This window comes from Paenibacillus sp. FSL R5-0407, assembly GCF_038009185.1.
GTDB lineage: Bacteria > Bacillota > Bacilli > Paenibacillales > Paenibacillaceae > Fontibacillus > Fontibacillus vini.
In genome coordinates this window covers 156,263-180,324 of the sequence record NZ_JBBPAX010000002.1, presented here as the reverse complement: position 1 = coordinate 180,324, position 24,062 = coordinate 156,263, and the positions used below count along the sequence as shown (strand labels likewise).

The window sequence follows — 24,062 nt, the reverse complement described above, 5'->3', positions numbered from 1 at the left end:
ATTTAACAATAATGAATACTTAAATGCGTAATCCGGCGTATTTTGAAGGAAGGTCGAAGAAGTTTGTCTATCTATGACAGGATTGAACTTTTGATTAAGACTAAAGGTCTCATGAAAAAGGAGTTTTGTCTCGAACTAGGAATCAGTACGGGAAATCTGGGAGATTGGAAACGGGGAAAGTCGACGCCGAGCACGAACAAATTGATCGAGATATCAGCTTATTTTGATGTCAGTTTGGATTGGCTTTTGACCGGTCGCGAAAGAACCGCTATACAGATTCAAGAAAGCAGCGCTGTATACGCAGCCAACCTCACGATGAACTGGGAGAAGCTGGCCGGCGATTTAACACCAAAAGAGGCGCTCTTTATTCAAGAGTATCTGGAGTTTGCAAGGTATCGGAAACACAAGAAAGAGGGAGGGAATTAATTCCACTTTACATTTAGTAAACACAATTATATAATAAAAAATGTTCGTTTCTGAAACTGCCGAGCGGTCGTGGTGGAATGGCAGACACGCTATCTTGAGGGGGTAGTGGGCGTATGCCCGTGGAGGTTCGAGTCCTCTCGACCGCATCATATTTAACAAAGGAAAGTCCCTGGACATGGTCCGGGGACTTTCTTTTTTTACGTATCCGGAACATTTCTCTGACATTCCCCTAATACTGGCCCTTTAAACTCTACATAGTGTCAATATAAATGGGAGGGGACAAAATGAATAAATTCTGGAGAGGGCTTGCAGCTTCCGGGTTAGCATTATCCGTCATCGCAGCCGGGCCGGCGGCCGTCGCTAAAGAAAACGGGAATGAAGCGGCAGGCGGGAAGTCGAAAAATCTGATCGTATTGATCGGGGACGGCATGGGGCCGGCGCAAGTATCGGCAGCACGGTATTATCAGCAGTATGTCAAAGGAATTGATAAATTGAACCTCGACCCCTATTACGTCGGGCAGGCTACTACATACGCCGACCGCGGTGAAGACGGCGGTACGATCGTCTCCGGCATCGTTACGGATTCGGCTTCGGCCGGAACCGCTTTTGCAACCGGACATAAAACCTATAATGCGGGCATCAGCGTTTCCAATGAGGATGTTTCCAAGCCTTTCGCTTCCATTATTGAAGCGGCCGAAATTAACGGAAAATCTACAGGCCTCGTGACGACTGCACGGATTACACACGCTACTCCGGCCGTATATGCTTCGCATGTCCGGAGCCGCGACAACGAAAGTGCGATCGCTTCCCAATATCTGGACAGCGGAGTGGATGTATTGTTCGGCGGAGGCAAATCTTTCTTCGTGACCAAAGAGGAGAAGGGCAAGCGGACTGATAAAAACCTGCTCCCTGATTTTGAGGCCAAGGGCTACAAAGTAGTAGAGAATGCACAAAGCCTGAAGTCGCTTACCGCGAAAGACGCCAAGGTGCTTGGGCTGTTCGGCGGCTCGCATGTTGCTTACGTACCGGATAGATCGTCGGAAACGCCAAGCCTTGCGGATATGACATCCAAAGCGCTGGAAATCCTGTCTGCGGATTCGGACGGCTTTGCGATCATGATTGAAGGCGGCCGGATCGACCATGCCGGACATGCCAACGATCTTCCGACCATGGTGCAGGAAGCCCTGGACTTCGATGCCGCTTTTAAAGTAGCGATTGATTTTGCAAAAAAGAACGGAAATACTTCAGTCGTAGTAACCGCGGACCATGAGACAGGCGGGCTGTCGCTGTCCAGGGATAACATTTACGAGGTAAATATCGATCTGTGGGATAAACAGAAGCATTCGTCGGAGTCCTTGATCGCCGCATTGGATGGAGCCAAAACGGTAGCCGATATCAAGAAAATCGTGTCCGAAAACACTTGGATTAACGATTTAACCAATGAGGAAGCACAGCAGATTTTGGATGGAGACGGTTCTTCCTATAAGCGGGAAGGCGGATATAACGCCGTCATCTCCAAGCGTTTGCTGATCGGCTGGTCCGGTCACGGCCATTCGGCGGTGGATGTAGGCGTTTGGGCTTACGGACCGATTGCCGATAAGCTGAAAGGGCAGGTCGACAATACGCAAATCGCGATCGCCGGGGCGGAAGTGCTTGGTGTTGACTTATCCAAAGCCACCTCCAATTTGCAATCCAAGCATTTGTATCCGAAGTTCAAAATTAACCGTGACAAAGAGGTGCTCTATCCGGCTAAAGCTTTAACCGAATCGCTTGGAGGAACTTACCAGGCAACCGGAAATAACGTGACATTAACCGGAAAAGGCGCAACCATAACCGTCGATCTTGGCGCGGGAACGGCCAAAACGGGCGGCAAGTCCGCTTCCTTTACCGTGGACGTGGACAACGGAACCTTATACCTGCCGCTGTCGGCATTCAATCAGCTTACCGGCAAAACGCTGAAATGGGATGCTTTGTCGGAACGGATCCAATTAAATTAACGGAACAGGTCAGGACAAAACAAGGCAGAAGAAAACAGGAGAAGCCGCTTCTCCTGTTTTCCTTTTCATGATGGTTAGGGGGAAGAGTCATGCTTCAGATCCGCGGTTTGAGGAAACAGTTTCATGTGGCGGGAAAAGAGATTCCGATTCTGGACATTCCGGAATGGCATGTCGGACAAGGCGAAAAAATCGCGATTACCGGACCGAGCGGCTCCGGCAAAAGCACGCTGCTTCACTTGATTAGCGGCATTATGCGGCCGGATGAAGGGGATATCCTGATCGGAGAGAACAAGCTATCCGGCATGAGCGAGGCACTCCGAGACCGTTTTCGGGGAGAGCATATCGGTTACATTCTTCAGGATTTTCATCTTATACCCTCTCTTACGGCGAGAGAAAATGTGGAGATCGCTTTACCCGGGAACCGGAATACCGGGCGGAGCGAACGCCTCGAACTCATCAACCACTGGTTTGAACGGGTTGGGATGCTGGAGCGGAGGGATCATAAGCCCTCCCAGCTCTCCAGAGGACAACAGCAGCGTGTGGCCATTATCCGGGCGCTGATCTCAGGACCATCGCTGGTCCTTGCCGATGAACCGACAGGCAGTCTGGACTGGGAGACCGCGGACGAAATCGCGGAGCTCCTGCTGGAGCTATGCGGGAGCGACCGTCATACCCTGCTTGTCGTTACCCATGATTTAAGAATGGCGGAGCGTTTCCCGGCATGCAGGCACATTCATGAAATTAACGAAATTCATCGCCGGGTTCGTAAGCAAGGGGGGCTTGCGATATGAGTCTCCTCCGTTATTTATTTAAAAATTTGCTGCACCGTAAATATTTATCGCTGTTGACGATTGTGTCCGTGTCCGCAACCGTCGCCTTTATCATTTTGCTTACCTTGTCAAAAGCGGGTGTAGAGCAAGGAGCGGAGAAAGGCTATGGTCCGTTCGATTTGGTGATCGGGGCGGCGGGCAGCGAAAGTCAGCTTGTGTTGAACACGTTTTATCATGTTGGTGCACCAACCGGGAATATACCTGGTGAAACACTGGAGAAGGTGCGTGAGAACAACTCCGTCGAAAAGGCGTACGCTTTGACGACAGGGGACCATTATAACGAATATCCGATCGTCGGTATCGATCCGCAATATTTTATGACCAGGTACGGCGATCAGCCGATGACAGAAGGGCATTTATATGGGCTGACCGGAGAAGTCGTGATCGGTGCTTATGCGGCGAAAATGCTTCATGTGCAGGTCGGAGATACGTTTTCAGGGGCGCATGGCCTGGTGGAAGAGGTTCATCTCGAAGAAGAGGAGAATCACGGAGAGCATGATGAACATGAGGGTTTTGTCTATACGGTCAAGGGAATTTTGCCGCGGCTGAATACCCCGGATGACCGGGCTATTTTTACGACGGTGGACTATGCTTGGGCTGTTCATGGGGAAGCCGCAGAAGACCGCGATATAACGGCTATCCTTGTGAAGCCGGCAACCCTGCAGGCCGGGCAGGATTTACGGTCCTTGCTTGAAGGAGAAGGCCGGGTTCAAGTTATTTATACAAGCAAAGCGGTTGCCGATGTGGTTAATCTCGTGGATAAAGGCTCCGAACTGCTTGGAATCGTGACGGCGCTATGCATTTTGCTGGCTGCGGTGTCGATCCTGCTTTCCTTGATCGCCGCTGCAGGAGAGCGGACGAAGGATGCGGGGCTGCTGCGTCTTTTGGGGAAAACGCGTGGTTATATCGTGATGGCCATGTTGGGCGAAGGTCTGGTGCTGACAGGGGCCGGGCTCGTCTTTGGGATTGCGGCGGGTCATGTCGGTGGTTACTTTTTGCGGGACGCTCTGTTTCAATACGCCGGAATTCAAATTTCACCGTTCCTTGTTTCAGGTGATCACGCTTTAATCGCAGCAGGCACTCTCGCGATCGGAATCGCAGCTGCATTGCTGCCCGCTGTCCGGATGTATCGGCTGGATCCGCTCGCCTTGTTCAAAGCTTAAGGAGGTAGATGAGGTGAAAAAAACATGGGTATGGGGGCTGCTGCCTTCTATCATCGTTTTTGCGATGCTTATGCAGGGCTGCGGTCAAAACAAGGCGCTTACTCCGTCTGCTGGTTCTTTTGGAGAGGCCGCCGGTTCTTTGCCGTCAAAGTCCGGTTCGAGCGAAGAAGTTCCTGCGAAGACGGGGTTTGCAGAAGCTGAATCGGCTTCAACAGGAGTACCGAGCCAAGTACAGGAAACAGGAATATCCGGAGATAAAGTAAAGGAAGACGATCCAACCGCTGAGGAGAAGAAGGCAGCTTCGCCTGAGGAAAAGAAGGCAGCTCTAGCTCCATTGCCAAAGTCCGCTTCAGAACAGCCGGAGGATTTGAAAAGCCAGGTGGAGAACAAGCCGGATGGACGGACGAACTCCACGGGCGGAGCGGTTTCGGCGAAGGAGCAAACGACGTCAAAGGAGCTGAAATCGACGGAAACGCAAACCAAGGTAAAGGCGGGAACGGGGAAAGATAGCAACGCGGTCTCCGGTAAAGCGACAGCAAACGTTGCTTCTACTAAGCCCGATACATCCCAAGGGAATAAAGCCGCATCAGGTGTTAAGGATAAAAAGGGGGCTCAGCCGATCGGATGGTCCCAATTTTTTGACGGTGACGATCAAACGACTCCATCCGAAGCATTCTGGGACCTTAGCGGATCAACCGTAACGATCAAGGGGTTTATGGGAGAAGTGTTGTCTTTTGAAAATAACTGGTTCCTGCTTATTCCCGAACCGGGAGCGGAGTGTCCTTTTGATAACGGGGACGAAACTTACTGGAACAAAATTATGATTGTGTTTGTGCCGGAGGATGTCAAATTGAGATATAAATCCGAGCCTCTCGAAATAACGGGCCGGCTCGATGTCGGGATCAAAATAGACGAATCCGGTTATAAAACCATGTTCCGTCTTTATGATGCCTCCTTTAAAGAGATCAAGGAGTAGCTTCGGATAGAATCAAAACCCCCGCAGCGCCTTGATTTCAAGACGCAGGCGGGGGTTCTTATCAGAACAGGATACTTTGAACCAGCAGGTATACGTTCAGCACGACGATAACGCCGGCGATAAGCCAGGCCAGAAGGTTCAGCCAAAGCTTGTTGGCGAATTCGCCCATCTTCGTTTTACTCGAAGTGAACCTGACCAGCGGAATTACGGCGAACGGAAGCTGTAATGAAAGAATGACCTGGCTAAAAATTAGCAGATCCTGAGTCCCTCTTTCCCCGTAAATGGCGGTAACGATAACGGCCGGGATGATAGCGATCAGGCGCGTAATCAAACGTCGCAGCCAAGGAGTCAGGCGGATGTTCACGAAGCCTTCCATGACGATCTGCCCGGCGAGCGTCCCGGTCAACGTAGAGTTCTGCCCGGATGCAAGCAGCGCGACCGCAAACATGACGCTTGCCAGAGTGGTGCCTACAATCGGAGTAAGCAGGTGGTAGGCTTCGCTGATATCGGCGACCTGGGTCATTCCCGCAGAGTGGAATGTCGCGGCGGAAACGATCAAGATCGCCGAGTTAATAAACAAAGCGAATGTTAGCGCGATGCTCGAATCCCAGGTCGCGAACTTGATCGCCTGCCGTTTACCGGCCGGAGTCCGGTCATACTGTCTGGTCTGCACGATGGAAGAATGCAGATACAGATTGTGCGGCATGACTGTCGCGCCCAATATACCGATCGCGATATAGAGCATTTCCGGCCGGCGGATGATGTCCGCGTTGGGAATATAACCGAGTGCGACCTGCCCCATATCCGGTTTGGAGAGAAACAGATCGATGCCGAAGCAAATCCCGATCGTAGCGATAAGGACGACGACGAAAATTTCCAGCGTTCGAAATCCTTTGTTCTGAAGCAATAGTATAAGCAAAACGTCCACGGCGGTGATCATCACCCCGTAAATGATCGGCAATCCGAAAAGCAGATTAAGCGCAATTGCGGCCCCGATGACTTCAGCCAGGTCCGTCGCGGCGATCGCCAATTCGCAGAGCAGCCAGAGTGTGATGACGACAGGTTTGGAATAATTGTCACGGCAGGCCTGCGCCAAATCCTTGCCGGTTACAATGCCGAGCTTGCCGGAGAGGGACTGGAGCAGGACTGCCATCAGATTGGATAACAAAATAACGGATAAAAGCGTGTAGCCGAAGCGTGAACCGCCTTCGATGTCGGTCGCCCAGTTCCCTGGATCCATATAACCGACGGCAACCATGTAGCCGGGTCCGGCAAAGGCCAGAAATTTCCTGAACCAAGAGCCAGTCGCCGGAATGCGCATGGAGCGATGGGCTTCCGGCAGAGAAGGCTGATCGCCGTTCATTCTCCACCCGGGGATACCGGCCTCTGCTTTATCTTGAGTCTCATTCATGGTATCTCACCCTATCTATTGAAAAGATCTTTTTTATATTGTACACCTCCAAGAGTTTTTGTCTAGGGAAACTTTTTGGGGTTTGTCCGTTTCAAATCGGCCGTATTGCTTTAAATGGACTGTGACCCCCCATTCTATATTGGCTTTAAGGAGGTATTGCCATGAAGACTTTATATACGGCTACTGTGACAGTAAAAGGCGGACGCACAGGTTCGCTTGAATCCTCGGACGGCGTCTTGAAACTTGACCTTAGTATGCCCGAATCCATGGGAGGACAGGGAGGCAGCGGAAGTAATCCGGAGCAGCTCTTTGCTGCCGGATACGGAGCGTGCTTTGCAAGCGCGTTGGCCAATGTAGCGGAAAAGGCTGGAGTGAATGCGGAGAACGCGGAAGTAACCCATCATGTCGGCATCGGAAAAGACGAAAGCGACGGCGGTTTTAAACTTGCCGTGGAAATCGACGTCAAGCTGCCGGGTGTGGAACGTTCCCAAGCCCAAGATCTGCTGCATAAGGCTCATGATTTTTGCCCTTATTCCAAAGCGACCCGCGGGAATATCGAAGTGAAACTAAATCTTGTTGAATAGACCGGAACTTCTTCTCAATAAAATGACTTCCTTTGGGTATAATGTAAAGGAAGTCTCTTTTTTGACCGGAGGGTATGCATCTTGTTGCAATCGAGAGTCTTTGTCATCCCCTTCCAAGTTGACACGCCGCCCAAAATTATTTAATATGTCTAAGTACTAAAACAGGATTCTAATTTGATAATGCGGGTGATGACCATGTCTTACAGACCGAGTGTTGATAACGTGACCAAGGCCGGGAGCAACGACAAAGAGGGATTGTACGAATTTATCGTCAAGCTGGCCGACGGCACCGAATGCCGTGTGTTTTACCATCGTTTTCCTGAATGGCGGCTAACCAATATCAGCCGTTTGCAGAAAACGCCTTGTCCGGTCTGCCGCAAAGATTTCATATGCAAATGCATGGATAGTTTTGCGGGAGATATCGGACGTCAAGTCGAAGACGGACAATGGATTGACAAGGCTTTGGCCGAGTAACGGCGCAAGGTTCTGGATAGTAGGCGCGGGGCTGTTGGCTCCGTGCTTTTTTCTATAGTTTCTCGGGAGGCGAGGATACTGGGACAAAATAATCGTGAGGCCGATACAGTGATATTATTTGACGGGGTCTGTCATCTTTGTCAGGGGGCAGTGAAGTTTATTATCAAACGCGATCCGCGCGGCATTTTCCACTTTGCTTCTCTTCAATCGGCTGCGGCCGATCGCCTGCTCGAAGGAAAGACTCCGGAAGGCGATTTTTTGAACACGATCCTCCTTGTGGAGGACGGAGTTCATTATACCCGCTCCACGGCTGCGCTGCGAATCGCCAGACGGCTGCGCTTCCCTTGGCCGCTGATGTATCTCTTTATTATAATTCCCCGCCCGCTCCGCGATGCTGTGTACGGCTGGATAGCAGCGAACCGCTACCGCTGGTTCGGTAAGGATGACGCCTGCATGATGCCGACGCCGGACATCAGGAAGCGTTTCTTGGAGAAATAGGACTTGTCCGAACAGCTCTTCTATGTTATTCTAATTGTAAATTTTAGGAATACGGAACGGAAGCACCGTCCAATTGACCGAGAGATCGGTTATTGGGCGGTGCTTTTTTGCGTTCCCAAGAAGAGGTGGTGGACCGTGTTACCAGTCAGAGTCGTGCTTGCCGTTCAAGATGAGCAATATATCGAGCCGTTTCTTCATTACGTACGATGCAGCGAGTTTGCCCGGCGACTGATCATGACGGCATTTAGCCGGAAAGAGGCGTTCTTGAAGTTTTTGGCGGAGTCTTCGGAAATGGTGGATGCCGTGCTTGGCGAATCGTCTTTTCTTGAAGCCGCAGGGGAAGGGATTCATGGGAGAATCACATTTATTCGCCTGAGCGACGGGGAGCAAGAGACTTTTTCAGGCAAGCAGTTGGCCAAGTATCAACCGCTGCATCTATTGCTATCTTCCCTTCTTGAGATTGTCCGTGGGGGCAGCGAAGGGATCGCTCCGATGGACGGCAGGGCCAGGATTATCGGGGTTACGTCTACCGTAGGAGGCTGCGGCAAGACGACGGTGGCGCTGAACATGGCCAGACAGTTAGCTTCCGAGGGAGCCAAAGTCTTTTATTTGAATCTGGAGACGATCCAGAGCGGATTTATGAGGGAAGGGCATGAAGCCCGGGGCGACGGGCATCGTGCCGGATTGGCCCGGCTGCTGTACGACTTGAAAGCCGCGGAAGACAAGCGGGAGCCCTTGAAATTTCCGGTTTCCGCCTATGCTTACAGGCATCCGCTCCTTCAGGGAGATACCTTCGGGCCATTGGACAACTTGAATGAACTGTTGGAGATGGAGCGGAAGGATACTTTCGAACTGATGGACTACATTGCGGGGAGCGGGCTCTATGACACAATGATTGTCGATACCGATTCGTTTCCGAACGGACGGACCGAAATGGTGCTCGAGCGATCGGACAAGCTGGTCTGGCTTGTGACGGAAGACTGGAGCGTCATGAGAAAGACGGAAGTATGGCTGGCCCATCTCGAGCGTTCCCATCCTTCCTTATACAACTCCGTGATCGGCAAATCGCTGTTTGCGGCTAATCGGGTTACCGGGGAATATGCGCTTTCTCCGGCAAGAAAAGAAATGGCCGTGGCGGTAACATTATCGTTTATTCCGGCTTGGAGCCAAGGAAATGGGGAAAACGGCGCCTTGATGCATTCGCCGATCTACCAGCGCGATGTCATGAAGCTGTGCCGATTGTTGAATCCGGGTATGGCGGGAGTGGATGAGATAGGGAGTGCGGCAAGATGAAGGAAGATATATTCGCCTTGCTCCGCAGGGAAATCCGCTCCGGTTTGGATGTGACTTCTTCCATGCAGGACGATCAACTGATGGATTATATCGAGCGCCAGGTGCTTGAAGAACAGCGCCTCGCGGGTCTGACGGCAGCGGATAAACGCAGGTGGGTAAGGCGGTTGTATGATTCATTCCGCGGTTTGGATGTCCTTCAGCCGCTTGTCGATGACCTTACCGTAACCGAGATCATGATCAACGGACATGAGGAAATATTCGTGGAACAGGATGGGCAAGTGCGGCGCCTGCCGGTTCATTTCGAGTCCAGGGAAAGGCTTGAGGATATTATTCAGACCATAGTGTCAGGAGTCAATCGGGTCGTGAACGAATCCTCGCCCATAGTCGATGCAAGGCTTAAGAATGGATCACGGGTAAACATCGTTCTTCCGCCTATAGCGCTTAAAGGACCAACCATGACGATCCGAAAGTTCCCGGAGCGCCCGATGACCATGGAGGATCTGGTTGAGAAGGGATCCCTGGATAAGGAGACGGCGAACTGGCTGCAGACATTGGTAAGAAGCAAGTACAACATCTTTATCAGCGGGGGAACCGGATCCGGGAAAACGACTTTTCTGAATGCGTTGTCCCAGTATATCCCGGGGGATGAACGGGTTATCACGATTGAGGATTCGGCGGAGCTGCAGATCGTGACTGTTCCCAATCTAGTCTCCCTGGAGACGAGGAACGCCAATACGGAAGGCAGGGGAGAAATTACGGTCAGAGATTTGATCCGTTCTTCACTACGGATGCGGCCCAACCGGATCATCGTCGGCGAGGTACGGGGAAGGGAGGCTTTGGATATGCTTCAGGCGATGAATACTGGCCATGACGGGAGTCTTTCAACAGGCCATGCCAACAGTACGGCGGATATGATCAGTCGCCTGGAGACGATGGTACTGAGCGGAGCTGACCTTCCGCTCGGGGTGGTCAGGCAGCAAATCGCCTCGGCGATCGACATTTTCATTCATCTGTCCAGGCTCCGCGATCGTTCACGCAGAGTGACGGAAATATCGGAAGTAGTAGGAATGAAGGATGGGGAGGTGGTATTGAACCCGTTGTACCAGTTTCAGGAGAAGGAAGAGAGGTCGGGCAGAATTATCGGCGCATTGGAAAACACCGGGAGACAATTACTGCACACAGAGAAGCTGAGCATGGCCGGAATGAGCCGCTTTGCCCGGGAACAAGCAGGTGTCGGATTATGATGGCCGGGAAGCGAACAACCGGAAAGGCCGGAAAGGTAACGGAGCCTTCCAAAGCTAGCCGGGATGCATTGCCGGATTACCGGGTGTATGTTCTTTCCAAAGGGCAAAGAATGGGCTGCTTGCTGTTTGGCGGACTGGCATTGTACGGAGTAGGCTATGTATTTTTTCATTCGCTGCTGCTTTCGTTGGTCCTGACATGCGGTGCCTGCCTGATTCCGAAGTATTGGAGCCGGTATTTGCTGCGCCGAAGGAGAGAGAATCTCGGACTTCATTTCAAACAAGCGCTGTATTCACTCTCATCTTCTCTGGCCGCCGGGCGCTCGGTTGAGAATGGATTTCGCGAAGCAATTGCCGATCTGAGACTTCTGTACCCCGACGGTAGCAATGATTTGATTGTAGAGCTGGGCATCATTTGCACAAGAATGGAATACGGACAGCCGATTGAAGAAGCGCTTCAGGATTTCAGCCGCCGGGCTGAGCTGGAGGATATCAGCAACTTTGCGGACGTCTTCACGACCTGCAAACGGTCCGGAGGGGATTTGGTGGAGATTGTAAGGCGGACCTCGGCCATCATTAGCGAGAAGCTGGAGATCAGCCAGGAGATCGGGGTCATGATCGCCCAGAAACGTTTTGAAGCCAAAGCTATGCTCGCTGCTCCGGTGCTTTTCCTGGTGTTTATGGATATGTCCTCGCCCGATTACATGCAGCCGCTCCATAGCGGGATTGGCCTGGTTATTTCAGCGTTTGCGCTCTTGCTGTTTGCGGGATGTTCATGGCTGATCCTGAAAATTATGGACATTCGAATTTAATAGGGAGGGATCCTGTTGAATTGGATTTGGACAGGACTTCTGGTTTGCTTGTTTGGTAGCTGGGGAGTGCTGTTTTATTACGCTTCCGGCAAATACAAGGGTTGTTCCAATATGGAGATGGAAGGGATCCGTCTGCAAAGGCTGGCGCCCCCTATGCTTTATCTCCTTGAGAAACTGCAGGTGTCCCAAAGGTTTCCGTTTTTCTTCTTCAAAATCCAGCGCTCGGTTCAAAAAATTTGCGGAGATCACCGCGGAGGCGAATACACGTTGTTATTTCTGGCGGAAATGCTGTCTTATAGTTGGCTTCTGATGGTGTTGGGTAATTTTCTGGCGCTTTTCATGAACGGGGATTTCAGCGGTTTCTTAATGGGAGCGGTATTGGCCGTATTGCTTCCTGCGGCGCTTATCAATGATCTGCATCGCAAGGTTGTCCGGCGCGAACGCGAAGTGTTGCTGGAACTGCCGGAATTATTGAACCGGATCATCCTGCTGGTCGGAGCCGGGTCTACGGTACAGCAGGCGATAAGACATTGTCTGGAACGCGGTAAAGAGAAAGAAAATCATCCATTGTACCGTGAGCTTCTGCAAATGCAAAGGGAATGGGAGGGAGGATACTCTTTCCAGCAGGCAATAGAGGGGTTCAGCAAGCGTTGCGGAATACAGGAGGTTTCAGCATTTACCACCGCCGTGCTGCTCAATTTTCGTCGGGGAGGAAATGATTTTGTACTCGCGCTACGTGACCTGTCCCGCTCATTATGGGAACGGAGAAAGGCGGTGAGCAAAACGCTGGGGGAACAGGCTTCTTCCAAGCTGGTGTTTCCCATGGTTCTGCTCTTCCTGGTGGTTGTTATTTTAGTCGGTGCTCCGGCATTTATGATTATGGATTTGTAGGTCAGCAAACATTTCAAAGGAGTGAAAAGAATGCTTACACAGTTTTATGGGAAAGTGAAAAGCTTTTGGCGCAATGAGGATGGGCTTGGAATGCTCGAAATGATTCTGATCATCGCTGTGATCGTAATTATAGCCGTCATTTTCAGGACACAGCTTAAAGAAATCGTCACCAGCCTGCTCGGCAAGGCGAAATCCAAAACGGAAAATTTTATGGACGGTCAATGATCCGGGTACTGCGTGACCGGGAGGGGAGCTTCACGCTTGAAGCTTCGCTTGTTCTCCCAATTATTTTTTCCACCGTTATTATCCTGTTGTTTTTCTGCTTGTATTTATATCAAAGGGTGTTGCTAGGCCAAACGGCAATTGTGGCGGCGGAACGGAGTGCGTTCGTATGGGATAACAGTCGTAGGGATCCCTATACCGGGGCTTTCGAGGCGAACCATTATGATCCATTGTATTGGCGGCTGAGTGATGATGGGATGCTGCAATCGATATTCGGTTCCTCCCGGCAAACGCCACAAGTTGCGCTCCGGCTTCCTTCCACCGGCGTATCTGAGGATTCCCTGCCGTTGTATAAGCTCAATCGGACCGGTAAAGCCATCCCCGAAGTAATGAACGGAATGATGGAATACGATAACAAGGTGCTGCTTCGCAAGGTGAAGGTGTCTTTAAACCGTCTGGTGCCTCTTGCTCCTTTGGAACGAGTCATCGGTGACCTGGCGCAAGAAGGCCAGGCGGAATCTTATGTCGTGGATCCTGTGGAATGGATAAGGACAGTGGAATTGGCCCGTTATTATGGAGCCAAATTTAAAGGTAGCGATGGAGCGGAACCGGTCGACAAGCAAGAAGCGGGAAAAGCGCTGGAATTGTTCGGCAAGTAAAGCGGACGGGCATGGATCTTTGTCCGCCCGGAAGGGGGAAGAGGAATGTTTCACCCGCATCGGTCCGAACGGGGAGCGGTTTCGGTCTATTTGATTATGATTTTTGCTGTGGTATTCGCTTTTGTTTCTATATTCATAGATTTTGCGCGGATGTCCGCGTTGCAGGCAAAAACCGAGATGCTGGCGCACGCCGCATCCCGCTCGGTCATGTCCGCATATGACTCTCAGCTTGTCGAACAGTACGGTTTGTTTGCTTTCGGGGAAACGGACGAAGGATATATCATGTCGAAGGTGCTGCAGGATCAGTTGGAGTTTGTACAACGAAGTGATGATCTGCCGGTACTAGGGATACGGCTCGATTCATCCACCGCAGAGCTTCAACGTCCGCTCGGGACTTACGCCGTTTTTGAACAGCAGATCAGAGAACAGATGAAGTATAAGGCGCCCATCGATTTTACGATCGAGGTGATCAACAAGTTTAAACCAATGTCCCAGGTTATGAAGGAAGCGTCCAATACGGTCGATCTGCTGGGCAAATTGCAAAAGCTCTATGACCGTCGCGAAGCGAAGCTGGATGAGCTGCTTGAGAAGCAGAGCAAGGCGGCGCAGGCTGCCTCAGAAATAGCACCGCTTATTCCACGCTCCGGCAGTTCCGGGGTGTCTGGGACTTCCATTGATAACGGTATTTCTACCGCAGCGGATGTAGCGGCGCAGTACGCCGATTATGCCTGGAAAGTGGAGGAGGACCGGAACCGGGAGCCGTTGGAACGGATTTATACCTGGGAGATCAGCCGTTATCAAAATGGAGCCTCACGGTTGTTCGGCAAGCTTGGGGATAGAAATAGGGACGCTGACAAGCAACATAAGGAATTGCTCCCACAAGCAAGGGAACTGCTTATGGAGGCTAAAGATATCAATGAGCAGATGAGAATCGTCATTGAAGAGGCCGAACAGCGTCCGGCTCAGGATGGTTATAACGAAGTATCCGCCATGGCCAGTACCGGAGACGGGGAGCCGGCAACGGGCGGTGATGAAATTGCCAAGATCCGTCAGCGAAGCCGAGATTTGCTGTTGCCGGAGCAGTTATTCTCCGACTTTGAAGCGGATATTGCCGAGCAGGAGACAGGTTTTGAGAATCTCTTCGGTTCGGCAAATTCCTTTTTATCCTTGGAGGGTTCTGTCTTTGCTGCTTCAACCTCCACGGGGACTCTTGAATCAGCGGTGAGCGGCATGGGTGGGAAAGTAGACAAATATATGCGTGATTATGTGGATTCGGGCGCCGGGAATATCTTATTTCAAAACCAAAAAAGGCTCGAAGCCCATCGAGGATCCGACGAAGAGAGAAAGCGTACCGAGCGTGAAGCAAGCGGCAAACTGAAGGAAGCGAAAAACCTCGTCGGCCGAATTTCGGATTTGAAAGGCGAATTGAAGGAGCAGCAAGAGCAATTTGACCGGTTGGAATCTTTTTACAAGTCTAACCGTGAATTGAATCAGCAGTCCATGAACGGTGAAGATTCCGGTTCAACAGTCAAAGAAAGCCCTTATGATGCCGGAGGCGAGGCGATGGCCGGAATGGACTCGCTGTATGGGGGACTCTCAGGTCTTATGAAAGGAATGTCCGACAGCTGTTTTCAGACCGAGTACATCGTTAGCTATTTTGAGTATCTGGATATCAGTACACTGGACGAGCTTATGGAAGGTAGCGAAAGCGGCCGGGATAAGATCGATATTTTGGCGGATGCTTTTGCTGCGGACAAACAGGAAGTGGAATATATACTTTACGGCTTTCATAACCCGGCTGGTAATATTGCGGCCGCTTACGGGGAGATATTTACGATGCGGTTGGCGATACGAACGATGGAGGGGTTCATTAAGAACGGAGCCAAGGGGAATCCGCTGTTGGTTCTGGCGGCAGCTCTGTTGTACGGAGTTGAGCATGCAGTAAAGGATATGATTGAGCTTACGAAAAAGGGCTCCATACCGTTAAGCGATTATTTGAAAGTTAAGCTTACATACCGGGATCACTTACGAATATTTTTGCTGCTTCACGGACGAAATGAAAGGAGACTTTCGAGGATGCTTGCGGTTATCCGTATGAACACCGGGATCGCACCGGAGGAGCGGGCGACATATTTGAAAAGTACGGTGACGACAGCCATCCCTTTATGGTTTCTGCCCGGTGTTGCCAAAACGATGGGAGAGACCGGAGCCCTAACTGGCAGGGTGGAAGGAAGCAGATATTATGCAATCAAACAAGCGGACTTCTCCTACTAAAGGAGATCGTATGGACGGAAACCGGCGGCTTCAGGGAAGTATCGTTCTTGAGGCTTCCCTCGTAATGCCGGTTTTCGTCATCGTAATATTCCTGTTTATTTACATGGTCCAGATGACTTTGTTATCCACACAAATGCACGCCGTGGCTGCAAATGCGGTCAAACAGGTTTCTGCCCATATGTATCCCGTGGCGCTTGCCGTTTCTAAGCAGTCCGTCGATTCGGCGGAAACGGAGGGGGGAGAGCAATTGTCTGTTGGAGGGAAGCCATCGTCGTCCGCAAGGAGCATGCCGGGTCTCTCTTTGCCGGAATGGGCAGATCAGTATGCTTCATCGCTCCCCGCGCCGTTCTCCAATTGGATTTCTTCAGCGGCCGACAAAGGCGTCGAACCGCTGCAGGACATAAAAAACAGTGTCACCGAAAGCGTGCTGGACCCGGTTGTAAAGCCTCTTATCAGGCCCTTCTTAAAAGGCACGTGGTTGAATGAACATCGTCTGCATGTCAGCCGCGTCACCGTACCGGATATGAAGACGGGAAAAAATCCTTATTTCGGCCTTGAGATCAGTTATGAGCTACCGATTAAAGTTCCGTTTACCGGGCGGCCCATCGTGCTTCAGGCAAGAGCCGAAGAGCGGTTGTGGATAGGCGATACGGGAGAACTGGAGCATGGAAACGGGAACGGAGAAGAGAATGGAGAAGCAGGACAGCCTGCGGTGATTCTGTCCAAACCCGAGCCTGCCTACGCGGGTCATCGGGCCAGGATCACGGCTCGGATCGCACCGGGTTCGACGGCCAAATTGACGGTGTACTACAAAAGCGGGGCAAGCCAGGCCAAGTACCTGGGTGAAGCCTCCGCAAACGGAGACGGGCTCGTGGAATGGGAGTGGCTGGTCGGAGGAAATACGACGCCAGGCACATGGAGTTTTGTTATTGAAACGGAGGAAGGTCTGGAGACAGCCGGACAATTCGCGGTCGAAAGTCCAAGGTCTTCGAAATAGAACCCGCTTGTGGCTCGTAATCTCCAGACAAAATTTATAGAAACGGAGGGTGATTTTTTCTTGATAAATTGGGACTACTTAGGGTGCTTCATCATATTGGGAGCGGCATTCATTACGGATATTAAAACGATGAAAATTCCTAATATGATTACCGTATCCGGAATTGTCACGGGGTTGGCGTGGCATCTCCTGACCGAAGGATGGGCTGGGGGACTGTTTGCTCTGAAAGGAGCCGCTGCGGGTTTTGGTCTGATGCTGGTACTTTATTGGTTCGGTGCGGTAGGCGGAGGCGATGTGAAGCTGTTCGGCGGCATCGGGGCCTGGATGGGTACCTATCTGACACTGAGCATTCTGATGTATTCCATTTTTGCTGCGGGCCTAATCGGAGTATGTGTTTTAATCTGGCGGCGGGAGGTGTTTTCCCGGCTGCGCGGTGTGCTCCGGCAAGTGATGGGAGCCTTTATATTGCGAAGCTGGAATCCCGTCCGGGCAGGGACGAACAATCAACTGCAGATTCCGTTCATGCTTGCGGTTTTGCCTGGAGCAATTCTGGCTGTCTTTTATTTATCCTAGAAAGGGAGAGGGGGTAGCCTGATATGCGGGAACTGGTCACCGATTTTGTAAGGAACGGCGGTACATATATGGTAGTAACCGCGTTAGAAGGTATGCACTCCAGTCAAATAAGCCGTGTGCAGCAGGCGATGCTTTCCTCGGTGAACATACCGAATCTGCTGAGAGTCGATGTAAGGGAGATAGATTTTGAGGTAAGCATACACTATGAAATTACGGGCAAGCGAATGCTGTCCCAATGTCTGAAGCAAGAGAAAATCGGGATGCCTGAGCTTTACAGTCTTTTGCTCCAGGCGTTGACCGTGCTGGATGACAGCAAGCAGTACATGCTTTCACAGGATAATTTTTTAATGGATGAGAATCATATTTTCGTAGAGGAATCGTTGGCTGCGGGAACGTTGCATTTTGCTTATTTACCGGTAACCGACCGATTTACGGAGGAGCCTTTGGCAAAGAAACTCATTGCCTTGATTACGAAGATGATGACTTCTGTGACTGTGATTGAAGGGAACGGGATTCAGCAGCTTCTCCGCTTTTGTTCGGATGAACTGTTTTCCGTTGCGGAAATGAAGAAACTGTTGCTCCGTCTTCTGCTGGACGACAAACCCGCCAAATCCGAATCCAATATGGTAGCGGGGAAGCGCTTGGTTCAGCAGCCTTTGCCGGCTTCGGTTACTATCCGAGAATATATGCCGCCACATTCGCCTTCTTCGGCTGGTGTTAATATCAATCCACCCTCGTTTCTCGCTCGCGGGAAGGAACAATTTAAATTACCCACAGAGCTTGATGATAACGAACAACAAGTAGGTGAGACGGGAGAGAATGAAGAGACAGGCTCAACTTCCAAAACAACTTACATCATGCTCGGTGCGTTACTGGTGATTGCAATGATTTGGAAACTGCTTTATTTTGATCATCCAGGGAGTTTTTCATTGATGATTTGCCTTGCATTGACCTTGCTTATTGCTGTGTTTGCCATGCTTATATGGAAAGGAAAATGGAGCATTCCCGGGCGCTTCAAGCTCAGCGGCAAGCAACATGATTCCGAAGAGTTAGAGTTATCGGACAAAAGGGAGGATCTGCTTCTGGAGATGGGCTGGAGATGGAACGAGCCTTACGAGCCTTTGAACAATTTGACGGGGATTCCTCCGGTTCAGGAGGATCGCTATGCTCCTCCGGCTGTCGAGCCCGCTGTCAACTTTGTTCCTGTGCCGCAACCGAAGACGGTATTATTGAGCAGGCGGACTGCTCATGGTTCCGAACCGGACATGTCTTCGTCCTCCGAGCCGAGCTTTAGTCTCGATCGGATGGGTCCCGGGGAAGATCGGGCAGAGTCGATACCGCTTAGCCCGGGCAGTTTTGTCATCGGACGCTCTGAGGAAATGGTCCAATATGTGGATCGGACGGCAGGTGTCTCGCGGGCGCATGCGGAATTGATGATTCGTGCTGGTGAATGCAGCCTGAAAGATCTCGGCTCCAGAAACGGAACCCGTTTAGGGGGAGAAGTTATCGCTCCCTACAAGGAATATTCGCTGAATCCGGGGGACTCCTTCATGATTGCCGAGTGTACCTATACCTTGCGGAAGTCCGGCAGGCAGTCTCTCTAATTTGCCTGTAATCGTAGATTATCCTGACGAAAGAGAGTATAATAAGCGAGAATCATTCTCAATTGAAAGCTAGGGTTGAATTGATTAATTCGTGTATAATACTCAAGCTTACATAATCTATCATCGTTAAACGTCAAAGGATGGTTGTGACTCATGACAGCTTCGACTCAAGCTCCCAAATCCCGTTATCGTACCCGGCCGATAGCGGCTACGTTAATTTTGTTCGGCGGCGTCATTTTGCTGCTGTTCGCAATCGGGCTCTCCATCTCCGTAGGAGCGGCCAACATCAAGTTAGGAACGGTATGGAACTCGTTATTTCATTTTAACGGCGATTTGACGGAGCATCAAATTATTCTGGATATGCGGCTTCCGCGTGCGCTGGCTGCTGCATTAATCGGAGCGGCTTTGGCCGTCGCCGGTGCAATCATGCAGGGGATGACCCGCAACCCGATGGCCGATTCCGGATTGCTGGGACTGAATTCCGGGGCAGGCCTCGCACTTGCCGTTTGTTTTGCGTTTTTTCCGAGTACTTCATTTCTGATGATGATGTTTTATTCGTTTGCGGGCGCCGCGGTCGGCGCCGGTCTGGTGTTTGGAATAGGCTTTATGTCCAAGGGAGGCATGACCCCCGTCCGGCTGACTCTCGCCGGTGCGGCGGTAAGTATGCTTTTGGTCGCTCTGAGTGAAGGAATCGCTATTTATTTCAAGGTAGGTCAGGATCTCGCGTTTTGGTATGCGGGGGCGGTAACGGGAACGACCTGGACACAAATCGAAATCGTTGCTCCTTGGGTGGCTGTAGGGCTGGTCGGAGCATTTGCGCTGTCCAAGTCGATTACCCTGCTTAGCCTGGGCGATGAGGTGGCTACCGGCCTCGGACAAAGAACCGGCTTGATCAAAGCGGTCAGCATGATTTTTGTCCTGATCCTTGCCGGGAGCGCGGTGTCGCTGGTTGGCGCCATCGGATTTGTGGGCCTCATGATCCCCCATATTGCAAGATTTCTCGTCGGAGTGGATTATCGCTGGGTAATCCCGTCGTCGGCAGTATTGGGCAGCTTACTTATGGTGTTCGCGGATATATTGGCGCGGATGGTCAATCCGCCTCATGAAGTGCCGATCGGCGCGCTGATTGCGGTGATCGGGGTACCGTTCTTCCTCTACCTGGCGTTGAAGCAGAAAGGGGGATTGGAATGAGCGCACCTGATTACTCGGCCCATCTGCGCAAAAAGGCGATCCGGGCCTACACCGTTATCGCTCTGTTTGCTGTTTTGATCCTCGTTGTCTTTATGATCAGTATGAATACGGGGGTCATCCGATTATCTCCCGGCGATGTGTTCAGAACCTTCTTCGGAATGGGAACGGCCAAGCAGGAACTTATTTTATATGATTTCAGACTGCCCCGGATCGTGATTTCCGTCCTAATCGGAATGGGGATGGCGGTTTCCGGTTGTATTTTTCAAGGAATTTCCCGCAATCCGTTGGCCGACCCAGGAATACTGGGGATCAATGCCGGTGCGGGTCTTGCCGTTACGTTGTTTATTTCGTTCTACCCAACGGCGGCCGCGGCACCTGTCTTTATGATGCCGTTTCTGGCCCTGTTAGGCTCAACAGCAGCAGCGGCTTTGATCTATGTGCTTTCTTACAAGAAGCATTACGGGCTTCAGCCGATCCGTATGGTGCTGGTCGGTATTGCGCTTGCGGCGGGAATTAATGCTGCCATGATCATATTACAGCTGCGCCTGCGTCCGGAAGACTATCAAATGCTGCAAGTATGGCTGGTGGGAAGCATTTGGGGGACGTCCTGGAAATATGTATTGGCTTTGCTGCCATGGATAGTTATTTTAATGCCATATGTGTTTATCCGCGCCAGAGCATTAAATGTGCTGAGTCTCGGCGATCAGACGGCGACGGGGCTGGGAACTTCGATCGAACGTTCCAGGCTGGGCCTGCTGGCCGCCGCAGTCGGTCTGACCGGTGCGTCGGTCGCGGTCGGAGGCGGAATCGCTTTTGTCGGCCTGATCGCTCCGCATTTGGCCAGACGTCTGGTGGGACCGAAGCATGAACATCTGCTTCCGGCTTCCGCTCTTGCCGGCGGTCTCCTGGTGATCGTCGGCGATACGCTGGGGAGATGGATTTTGCAGCCTGAAGAGATTCCTACGGGTATCGTGGTTGCCATCATTGGGGCCCCGTATTTCCTGTATTTGCTCACAAAGTCGAAAATCTGACTGTGTACTTGTTCAGAATTGTTTGCTTGATTTCAATGCCACTAAAGCTTCCTCCAATCCGGGATAAGCGAACGTGAAGCCGGCCTGTAGTGCAGCTGTGGGTAGCACCTTCTGTCCTTCCAGCAGCAACATCGACATTTCTCCGAGCAGGAGCTTTAGAAGCGGACCCGGCAAAGGGAACCAGTTCGGGCGGTGATAGACGCGACCGATTGAGGAGCCGAATTGTTGATTCGTAACAGGGGACGGACTGACCGCATTTACCGGACCTGATATCGAAGGATGCTTGACGCAAAAGTCGATTAACCGGACCTGGTCATGCAGATGAATCCAGGGTACCCATTGCCGTCCGGTGCCGATCTTTCCGCCGACCCCCAGCAAGAACGGGAGCCGCATCAGCGGGAAGGCGCCTCCGTTGTTTCCGAGGACGACTCCGGTCCGAAGCTTCACGAGCCGACGGCCGGCAAACCCTTCCTCTGCGGCGGCTTCCCACTGCTCGGTCACTTCAGAGAGGAAGTCGCTACGCCCCTGTTCGCGCTGATCGTTTTCAGTGAATTCGCGATTGTAGGACGTCCCGTATATGCCTACGGCGGATGCTTGCACGATGACCTCAGGACCAGGCGTGTACAGCTTGCTGAGCCGTGCAACTTCGCGGGTTGTCGTTAAACGGGATTCCAGAATGCTTCGTTTAGCCTTGGCGGTCCACCGCTGGCTCAGCGTGGCTCCCGCGAGATTAACAAACACATGCGAGCCCTCCAGCGGGGAGGGGTCCTTCCTTAGTTCATCCCATGTCCAAAAGGTTGGTCCAGAGGTACGTCCCATGGCTTCCGGTGCATCTGTGGTTTTTGTTCTGGAGACGACCAATACTTCATGGCCTTCCTTCAACCAATAACTGCTCAACGCCCGCCCGATAAACCCGGTTCCCCCGAAAATAACGCATTTCATGTCGCAATCCTCCCTATTATGTAATCATGTTTACATAAAAACATCGTTCTTGTTTGTCTTTTACCTCTATTACACCGAACGGTTCATCCTGCTATAAAGCAAAAAACATCCGGTGCCTAGGTTCGTCAGGCCGGATGCATTTTTGTGCCGCACTTATTTGTTCATCAAATGCCGGTAAGGCTGGTAATCGATCTGGTTCTTCTCCAGAAAGGTAATCAGAAACTTGTTATCTCTTTTCGGGGTTGCAGAAATATATCCTTTGATGCAATGATCCCGAGTCACCTCGGAAGCCTTCTCCTCAAGCGCGATTCTGCCGATTTCGGCGGCAATCGAGTGCTTGGCGATATCGCGGAACGGTCCTGGTACAGGCTGTACCAGCATGGTCAAGAAAGCTTTGGCCTCGTCCGTCCATAAATGGCGGCTTGTTTCGACCCAGTGATTTTGCCAGTCCAGTTTAGACTTGCCATCCGCTTTGGGAAGCACCTTCAAAAATTTGCGGAACATAAAAAATCCGCCGATGACCATCAATCCTAGCAGCACGAATCCCCAGAAGACAATACTGTTTAAAAATAAGTTGCTCGGTCCCTCCGAAGACAGCGGGAGCAGCAAAGCGTTGTTCAGCATGGACTTCACACCTCGATATTCTTCATGTGATATTTGTAATTGATAAAAATTATACCGTATTTACACGATTATTTCGACACTTCTATAGATTCGGAGGAACATTTATTAGGACCCTTCCAAATGTTTCGGTATTGTCCGCCTCGGCTAGCTTTATTTCGATTTTCAAGATAAAATAGGGTTGTTTAGCGATTTACTGTCCAAAAGGGGGAAATGAAAATGCTTAAAATAGGCTCCCATGTCTCATTCTCGGACAAAGGGCTGTTAAGCGCAACTGCGGAGGCCGCTTCTTACGGCTCCAGCTCGTTTATGATATATACCGGTGCACCGCAAAATACGCGGCGCAAGCCGATCGAATCGATGAATATCGAAGCTGGGAAAGCGGCGATGGAGGCAGCCGGAATCGACGAAATCGTCGTCCATGCCCCTTACATTATTAATCTCGGGTCCTATAAATCGAATACGTATCAGCTTGCGGTCGATTTCTTGCAGGAGGAGATCCGCCGGACCCATGCCCTTGGCGTGCGCAACATCGTGCTGCATCCAGGAGCTTTTACCGATAAAGACGCCGAATACGGTGTGGAACGGATTGCCGAAGGCTTAAATGAAGTGCTGAACGGCACGAATGAAACGGATGTCAACATTGCGCTCGAGACGATGGCAGGCAAAGGTACCGAGGTCGGACGCACCTTCGAAGAAATTGCGGCGATCATTAATAAGGTGCAGCACAACGAACGGCTGACCATTTGCATGGACACCTGCCATATTCATGACGCTGGCTATGACATCGTGAATGATCTCGACGGCGTGCTTCGCCAGTTTGATGATCTTATCGGACTTAACCGGCTTGCGGTCGTTCATATCAATGACAGCAAGAATCCGATCGGCGCGCACAAAGACCGCCATACTCCAATCGGAACGGGTTGGATCGGTTTTGAAGCGATTAACCGGGTCGTTCACCATGAGGCGCTGCAAGGGCGGCCTTTCATTCTCGAGACACCTTGGGTAGGCAAAGACGCTAAAACCCAGCGTCCGATGTACGAAATGGAAATCGCATTGCTTCGGGGCGATGTCGCCGCTCGATTTGGCGAGAATGTGCTCACCGAAATAGAGCAGCTCGGGTCCTTTTTTGCCGGACAAGACATCCATCCGCGGGCTTTTGTGCTTGATACATGGAACTTGCTCAAGAGCGACGCCAAGGCGAAAAAGGCGGATCCGCGCGAGCCGATGGAACGACTGTACGATCTCATAGCCGCAGCGAATTTGTTCCCGGATTATAACGAGGAGCAGATTAATCAGCGCCTGCTGGCCTGGCTGTCTACAGGGCATTGATCGTATTCGTTGCCAACAGA

Annotated in this window: 24 protein-coding genes and 1 tRNA gene; 22 read left to right on the top strand and 3 right to left on the bottom strand. The window is 51.4% G+C overall.

Annotated features, from left to right (window positions below):
* The first annotated feature begins 111 nt into the window (after positions 1–111).
* The 6 genes from NYE70_RS20225 (at position 112) to NYE70_RS20200 (ending at position 5,392) form a co-directional block, all read left to right on the top strand.
* A complete protein-coding gene (locus tag NYE70_RS20225; protein WP_244861582.1) occupies positions 112–426 on the top strand; it encodes a helix-turn-helix domain-containing protein in 315 nt (104 codons plus the stop codon).
* Positions 427–489: 63 nt separating this feature from the next.
* Positions 490–572, top strand: a tRNA-Leu gene (locus tag NYE70_RS20220).
* Between the two features lie 138 nt (positions 573–710).
* Entirely contained in the window at positions 711–2,423 is a 1,713-nt protein-coding gene (locus NYE70_RS20215; RefSeq protein WP_341047794.1) for an alkaline phosphatase, read from the top strand.
* A gap of 89 nt (positions 2,424–2,512) precedes the next feature.
* Positions 2,513–3,214, top strand: a complete 702-nt coding sequence (locus NYE70_RS20210; RefSeq protein ID WP_341047792.1) for an ABC transporter ATP-binding protein — start codon at positions 2,513–2,515, stop codon at positions 3,212–3,214.
* A complete protein-coding gene (locus NYE70_RS20205) occupies positions 3,211–4,416 on the top strand; it encodes an ABC transporter permease (RefSeq protein ID WP_341047790.1) in 1,206 nt (401 codons plus the stop codon). The genes NYE70_RS20210 and NYE70_RS20205 overlap by 4 nt, the downstream gene beginning before the upstream one ends.
* Positions 4,417–4,429: 13 nt before the next feature.
* Positions 4,430–5,392, top strand: a complete 963-nt coding sequence (locus NYE70_RS20200) for a hypothetical protein (RefSeq protein WP_341047788.1) — start codon at positions 4,430–4,432, stop codon at positions 5,390–5,392.
* Between the two features lie 61 nt (positions 5,393–5,453).
* On the opposite strand, the gene NYE70_RS20195 is transcribed toward NYE70_RS20200, so the two are convergent.
* Positions 5,454–6,803, bottom strand: a complete 1,350-nt coding sequence (locus tag NYE70_RS20195; RefSeq protein WP_290406933.1) for an Nramp family divalent metal transporter — start codon at positions 6,801–6,803, stop codon at positions 5,454–5,456.
* Between the two features lie 161 nt (positions 6,804–6,964).
* Here NYE70_RS20195 and NYE70_RS20190 point away from each other — a divergent pair, with 161 nt between their 5' ends.
* The 15 genes from NYE70_RS20190 (at position 6,965) to NYE70_RS20120 (ending at position 21,147) form a co-directional block, all read left to right on the top strand.
* On the top strand, positions 6,965–7,387 hold the full coding sequence (locus NYE70_RS20190) for an organic hydroperoxide resistance protein (RefSeq protein WP_213656651.1): 423 nt from the start codon (positions 6,965–6,967) through the stop codon (positions 7,385–7,387).
* A 195-nt stretch (positions 7,388–7,582) separates the two neighbouring features.
* Positions 7,583–7,861 carry a hypothetical protein gene (locus tag NYE70_RS20185; protein WP_211021726.1) on the top strand — a complete coding sequence of 93 codons (279 nt, stop codon included), beginning with the start codon at positions 7,583–7,585 and terminating at the stop codon, positions 7,859–7,861.
* Between the two features lie 75 nt (positions 7,862–7,936).
* Positions 7,937–8,359 carry a thiol-disulfide oxidoreductase DCC family protein gene (locus tag NYE70_RS20180; RefSeq protein ID WP_435530110.1) on the top strand — a complete coding sequence of 141 codons (423 nt, stop codon included), beginning with the start codon at positions 7,937–7,939 and terminating at the stop codon, positions 8,357–8,359.
* A gap of 135 nt (positions 8,360–8,494) precedes the next feature.
* A complete protein-coding gene (locus NYE70_RS20175) occupies positions 8,495–9,652 on the top strand; it encodes a nucleotide-binding protein (protein WP_341047784.1) in 1,158 nt (385 codons plus the stop codon).
* Entirely contained in the window at positions 9,649–10,896 is a 1,248-nt protein-coding gene (locus tag NYE70_RS20170) for a CpaF family protein (protein ID WP_341047782.1), read from the top strand. The genes NYE70_RS20175 and NYE70_RS20170 overlap by 4 nt, the downstream gene beginning before the upstream one ends.
* Positions 10,896–11,705: a type II secretion system F family protein gene (locus NYE70_RS20165; RefSeq protein WP_445323884.1), complete on the top strand. Its 810-nt coding sequence runs from the start codon at positions 10,896–10,898 to the stop codon at positions 11,703–11,705. The genes NYE70_RS20170 and NYE70_RS20165 overlap by 1 nt, the downstream gene beginning before the upstream one ends.
* Before the next feature lie 12 nt (positions 11,706–11,717).
* Positions 11,718–12,596 carry a type II secretion system F family protein gene (locus tag NYE70_RS20160; protein WP_445323883.1) on the top strand — a complete coding sequence of 293 codons (879 nt, stop codon included), beginning with the start codon at positions 11,718–11,720 and terminating at the stop codon, positions 12,594–12,596.
* A 30-nt stretch (positions 12,597–12,626) separates the two neighbouring features.
* Positions 12,627–12,821: a Flp1 family type IVb pilin gene (locus NYE70_RS20155; RefSeq protein ID WP_290406929.1), complete on the top strand. Its 195-nt coding sequence runs from the start codon at positions 12,627–12,629 to the stop codon at positions 12,819–12,821.
* Complete coding sequence (locus tag NYE70_RS20150; RefSeq protein ID WP_341047775.1) at positions 12,818–13,477, top strand: TadE/TadG family type IV pilus assembly protein; 660 nt, start codon at positions 12,818–12,820, stop codon at positions 13,475–13,477. The genes NYE70_RS20155 and NYE70_RS20150 overlap by 4 nt, the downstream gene beginning before the upstream one ends.
* 45 nt (positions 13,478–13,522) lie before the next feature.
* Positions 13,523–15,751, top strand: coding sequence for a TadE/TadG family type IV pilus assembly protein (locus NYE70_RS20145; RefSeq protein WP_290406927.1), 2,229 nt, complete (start codon positions 13,523–13,525; stop codon positions 15,749–15,751).
* The gene (locus NYE70_RS20140) at positions 15,720–16,748 is read left to right on the top strand and encodes a TadE family protein (RefSeq protein WP_290406926.1); all 1,029 of its coding nucleotides are present in this window, start codon (positions 15,720–15,722) and stop codon (positions 16,746–16,748) included. Before NYE70_RS20145 ends, NYE70_RS20140 begins: the two co-directional genes overlap by 32 nt.
* Before the next feature lie 9 nt (positions 16,749–16,757).
* On the top strand, positions 16,758–17,321 hold the full coding sequence (locus NYE70_RS20135; RefSeq protein ID WP_341047772.1) for an A24 family peptidase: 564 nt from the start codon (positions 16,758–16,760) through the stop codon (positions 17,319–17,321).
* A 23-nt stretch (positions 17,322–17,344) separates the two neighbouring features.
* Positions 17,345–18,925: a DUF6382 domain-containing protein gene (locus tag NYE70_RS20130; protein WP_290406925.1), complete on the top strand. Its 1,581-nt coding sequence runs from the start codon at positions 17,345–17,347 to the stop codon at positions 18,923–18,925.
* A gap of 153 nt (positions 18,926–19,078) precedes the next feature.
* Entirely contained in the window at positions 19,079–20,116 is a 1,038-nt protein-coding gene (locus NYE70_RS20125; protein ID WP_290406924.1) for a FecCD family ABC transporter permease, read from the top strand.
* A complete protein-coding gene (locus NYE70_RS20120; protein WP_211021828.1) occupies positions 20,113–21,147 on the top strand; it encodes a FecCD family ABC transporter permease in 1,035 nt (344 codons plus the stop codon). The genes NYE70_RS20125 and NYE70_RS20120 overlap by 4 nt, the downstream gene beginning before the upstream one ends.
* Positions 21,148–21,159: 12 nt before the next feature.
* On the opposite strand, the gene NYE70_RS20115 is transcribed toward NYE70_RS20120, so the two are convergent.
* Together NYE70_RS20115 and NYE70_RS20110 are read right to left on the bottom strand one after the other, a co-directional pair.
* Entirely contained in the window at positions 21,160–22,089 is a 930-nt protein-coding gene (locus NYE70_RS20115) for a TIGR01777 family oxidoreductase (protein ID WP_341047770.1), read from the bottom strand.
* A 153-nt stretch (positions 22,090–22,242) separates the two neighbouring features.
* Positions 22,243–22,713 carry a DUF2621 domain-containing protein gene (locus NYE70_RS20110; RefSeq protein WP_211021831.1) on the bottom strand — a complete coding sequence of 157 codons (471 nt, stop codon included), beginning with the start codon at positions 22,711–22,713 and terminating at the stop codon, positions 22,243–22,245.
* A gap of 216 nt (positions 22,714–22,929) precedes the next feature.
* Between NYE70_RS20110 and NYE70_RS20105 the strand changes: the two genes are divergently transcribed.
* Entirely contained in the window at positions 22,930–24,042 is a 1,113-nt protein-coding gene (locus NYE70_RS20105; protein WP_341047766.1) for a deoxyribonuclease IV, read from the top strand.
* The last annotated feature ends 20 nt before the right edge of the window (positions 24,043–24,062 follow it).

Coding starts and splice junctions, on each gene's coding strand:
- NYE70_RS20190 (WP_213656651.1), top strand. CDS start 6,965: ATGAAGACTTTATATACGGCTACTGTGACAGTAAAAGGCGGACGCACA.
- NYE70_RS20145 (WP_290406927.1), top strand. CDS start 13,523: ATGTTTCACCCGCATCGGTCCGAACGGGGAGCGGTTTCGGTCTATTTG.
- NYE70_RS20120 (WP_211021828.1), top strand. CDS start 20,113: ATGAGCGCACCTGATTACTCGGCCCATCTGCGCAAAAAGGCGATCCGG.
- NYE70_RS20150 (WP_341047775.1), top strand. CDS start 12,818: ATGATCCGGGTACTGCGTGACCGGGAGGGGAGCTTCACGCTTGAAGCT.
- NYE70_RS20115 (WP_341047770.1), bottom strand. CDS start 22,089: ATGAAATGCGTTATTTTCGGGGGAACCGGGTTTATCGGGCGGGCGTTG.
- NYE70_RS20185 (WP_211021726.1), top strand. CDS start 7,583: ATGTCTTACAGACCGAGTGTTGATAACGTGACCAAGGCCGGGAGCAAC.
- NYE70_RS20125 (WP_290406924.1), top strand. CDS start 19,079: ATGACAGCTTCGACTCAAGCTCCCAAATCCCGTTATCGTACCCGGCCG.
- NYE70_RS20110 (WP_211021831.1), bottom strand. CDS start 22,713: ATGCTGAACAACGCTTTGCTGCTCCCGCTGTCTTCGGAGGGACCGAGC.
- NYE70_RS20105 (WP_341047766.1), top strand. CDS start 22,930: ATGCTTAAAATAGGCTCCCATGTCTCATTCTCGGACAAAGGGCTGTTA.
- NYE70_RS20195 (WP_290406933.1), bottom strand. CDS start 6,803: ATGAATGAGACTCAAGATAAAGCAGAGGCCGGTATCCCCGGGTGGAGA.
- NYE70_RS20210 (WP_341047792.1), top strand. CDS start 2,513: ATGCTTCAGATCCGCGGTTTGAGGAAACAGTTTCATGTGGCGGGAAAA.
- NYE70_RS20165 (WP_445323884.1), top strand. CDS start 10,896: ATGGCCGGGAAGCGAACAACCGGAAAGGCCGGAAAGGTAACGGAGCCT.
- NYE70_RS20130 (WP_290406925.1), top strand. CDS start 17,345: ATGCGGGAACTGGTCACCGATTTTGTAAGGAACGGCGGTACATATATG.
- NYE70_RS20225 (WP_244861582.1), top strand. CDS start 112: ATGAAAAAGGAGTTTTGTCTCGAACTAGGAATCAGTACGGGAAATCTG.
- NYE70_RS20140 (WP_290406926.1), top strand. CDS start 15,720: ATGCAATCAAACAAGCGGACTTCTCCTACTAAAGGAGATCGTATGGAC.
- NYE70_RS20215 (WP_341047794.1), top strand. CDS start 711: ATGAATAAATTCTGGAGAGGGCTTGCAGCTTCCGGGTTAGCATTATCC.
- NYE70_RS20155 (WP_290406929.1), top strand. CDS start 12,627: ATGCTTACACAGTTTTATGGGAAAGTGAAAAGCTTTTGGCGCAATGAG.
- NYE70_RS20170 (WP_341047782.1), top strand. CDS start 9,649: ATGAAGGAAGATATATTCGCCTTGCTCCGCAGGGAAATCCGCTCCGGT.
- NYE70_RS20205 (WP_341047790.1), top strand. CDS start 3,211: ATGAGTCTCCTCCGTTATTTATTTAAAAATTTGCTGCACCGTAAATAT.